The 3,400-nt window shown below is 57.2% G+C and carries 2 rRNA genes; both read right to left on the reverse strand.

Features of this window, described 5'->3' with window-relative positions:
* Positions 1–4: 4 nt before the first annotated feature.
* Positions 5–121 (reverse strand): 5S ribosomal RNA (gene rrf, locus Cba03nite_RS39295).
* A gap of 101 nt (positions 122–222) precedes the next feature.
* Positions 223–3,334: ribosomal RNA gene (locus Cba03nite_RS39300) — 23S ribosomal RNA — on the reverse strand.
* Between the last annotated feature and the right edge of the window lie 66 nt (positions 3,335–3,400).

Here is a 3,400-nt window from a genome sequence, read left to right on the forward strand (position 1 = left end):
GTTTGTCCGGCGGCGTCCTACTCTCCCACAACGTCCCCGTTGCAGTACCATCGGCGCTGGAGGGCTTAGCTTCCGGGTTCGGAATGTTGCCGGGCGTTTCCCCTCCGCCATGGCCGCCGTAACTCTATCAACATGTCAACCCGCGCCGATCGGCGTGCGTGGTTGCGTGTCGTGATGTGCATGGTGGACGCGAGCGTATCTTGCAGGACTCTCATATGTTTGTTAGGTAAGTCCTCGGCCTATTAGTACCAGTCGACTGAACACATTACTGTGCTTACATCTCTGGCCTATCAACCCGGTGGTCTAGCCGGGGGCCTTACCCGATCTCTCGGTGGGAGACCTCATCTTGAAGCGAGCTTCCCGCTTAGATGCTTTCAGCGGTTATCCCTTCCGAACGTAGCCAACCAGCCATGCACCTGGCGGTACAACTGGCACACCAGAGGTTCGTCCGTCCCGGTCCTCTCGTACTAGGGACAGCCCTTCTCAAGTCTCCTGCGCGCACGGCGGATAGGGACCGAACTGTCTCACGACGTTCTAAACCCAGCTCGCGTACCGCTTTAATGGGCGAACAGCCCAACCCTTGGGACCTACTCCAGCCCCAGGATGCGACGAGCCGACATCGAGGTGCCAAACCATCCCGTCGATATGGACTCTTGGGGAAGATCAGCCTGTTATCCCCGGGGTACCTTTTATCCGTTGAGCGACACCGCTTCCACATGCCAGTGCCGGATCACTAGTCCCGACTTTCGTCCCTGCTCGACCTGTCAGTCTCACAGTCAAGCTCCCTTGTGCACTTACACTCAACACCTGATTGCCAACCAGGCTGAGGGAACCTTTGGGCGCCTCCGTTACCCTTTAGGAGGCAACCGCCCCAGTTAAACTACCCACCAGACACTGTCCCTGAACCGGATCACGGTCCGAGGTTAGATACCCAGATCAACCAGAGTGGTATTTCAACGTTGACTCCACGACGACTGGCGTCGCCGCTTCACAGTCTCCCACCTATCCTACACAAGCTGAACCGGATACCAATGTCAAGCTATAGTGAAGGTCCCGGGGTCTTTCCGTCCTGCCGCGCGTAACGAGCATCTTTACTCGTACTGCAATTTCGCCGGGCCTGTGGTTGAGACAGTGGGGAAGTCGTTACGCCATTCGTGCAGGTCGGAACTTACCCGACAAGGAATTTCGCTACCTTAGGATGGTTATAGTTACCACCGCCGTTTACTGGCGCTTAAGTTCTCCGCTTCACCCTTACGGGCTGACAGGTCCCCTTAACGTTCCAGCACCGGGCAGGCGTCAGTCCATATACAGCGTCTTACGACTTCGCATGGACCTGTGTTTTTAGTAAACAGTCGCTTCCCCCTGCTCTCTGCGACCCCACCCAGCTCCAGCCGCGAAGGCCTTCACCAGACGAGGCCCCCCTTCTCCCTAAGTTACGGGGGCAATTTGCCGAGTTCCTTAACCACAGTTCGCCCGATCGCCTCGGTATTCTCTACCTGACCACCTGTGTCGGTTTCGGGTACGGGCCGCGCACAGCTCGCTAGAGGCTTTTCTCGGCAGCATAGGATCATCGACTTCACCTGATACGGCTCGGCATCACGTCTCAGCCCCATGTGGCGCGGATTTGCCTACGCCACGGCCTACACGCTTACCCCAGGACAACCACCGCCTGGGCTCGACTACCTTCCTGCGTCACCCCATCGCTCAACTACTACCAGCCAAGATCCCAACACTCGCACCTCCCACCCGAAGGTGTTCAGTGTCCGTGGAGGTTAGTACAGCCAGGTTCATCGCGGGCGCTGCTTTGCGGGTACGGGAATATCAACCCGTTGTCCATCGACTACGCCTCTCGGCCTCGCCTTAGGTCCCGACTCACCCAGAGCAGATTAGCTTGACTCTGGAACCCTTGGTCATCCGGCGGCAGGGTTTCTCACCCTGCATTCGCTACTCATGCCTGCATTCTCACTCGTGTGGCGTCCACGGCTAGATCACTCTGCCGCTTCACCCGCCACACGACGCTCCCCTACCCACCCACACACCTGGACCAGTATGACCTGGCCTGGTTATTGTGTGAGTGCCACAGCTTCGGCGGTGTGCTTGAGCCCCGCTACATTGTCGGCGCGGAACCACTTGACCAGTGAGCTATTACGCACTCTTTCAAGGGTGGCTGCTTCTAAGCCAACCTCCTGGTTGTCTATGCGATCCCACATCCTTTTCCACTTAGCACACGCTTAGGGGCCTTAGCTGGTGATCTGGGCTGTTTCCCTCTCGACTACGAAGCTTATCCCCCGCAGTCTCACTGCCACGCTCTCACTTACCGGCATTCGGAGTTTAGCTGACTTCGGTAAGCTTGTGGGCCCCCTAGGCCATCCAGTAGCTCTACCTCCGGCAAGAAACACGTGACGCTGCACCTAAATGCATTTCGGGGAGAACCAGCTATCACGGAGTTTGATTGGCCTTTCACCCCTAACCACAGGTCATCCCCCAACTTTTCAACGTTGGTGGGTTCGGCCCTCCACGACGTCTTACCGTCGCTTCAGCCTGCCCATGGCTAGATCACCCCGCTTCGGGTCTAGAGCATGCGACTGAACGCCCTGTTCAGACTCGCTTTCGCTACGGCTTCCCCACACGGGTTAACCTCGCCACATGCCACTAACTCGCAGGCTCATTCTTCAAAAGGCACGCCGTCACCTCGGAACAAGTCCTCAGCTCCGACGGATTGTAGGCAGACGGTTTCAGGTACTATTTCACTCCCCTCCCGGGGTACTTTTCACCATTCCCTCACGGTACTAATCCGCTATCGGTCACCAGGTAGTATTCAGCCTTACCAGGTGGTCCTGGCAGATTCACGGCAGATTTCAGGAGTCCGCCGCTACTCGGGAACACCCACCACAGGCCTAGAACTTTCGTCTACAGGACTCTCACCCTCTACGGTCCCTCATTCCAGAGGATTCGACTAGCCCAAGGCTTTATAACTGTGCGCCGACGTGTCAGCGTCGACTGTAGGGTCCCACAACCCCGCGCACGCAACCCCTGACAGGTATCACACGCACACGGTTTAGGCTACATCCGCTTTCGCTCGCCACTACTCACGGAATCACATGTTGTTTTCTCTTCCTACGGGTACTGAGATGTTTCACTTCCCCGCGTTCCCTCCACACACCCTATGAATTCAGGTGCGGGTAACCCGACATGACTCGGGCTGGGTTCCCCCATTCGGACACCCTGGGATCACAGCTTGGTTGACAGCTCCCCCAGGCCTATCGCGGCCTCCCACGTCCTTCATCGGCTCCTGGTGCCAAGGCATCCACCGTCTGCCCTTAAAAACTTACCTACACAGAGAAACAAGATGCTCGCGTCCACTATGCACATCTCAACAAACAACCAACCCACACCCACC

It is taken from the genome of Catellatospora bangladeshensis (assembly GCF_016862575.1).
In the GTDB taxonomy this organism is placed as follows: domain Bacteria; phylum Actinomycetota; class Actinomycetes; order Mycobacteriales; family Micromonosporaceae; genus Catellatospora; species Catellatospora bangladeshensis.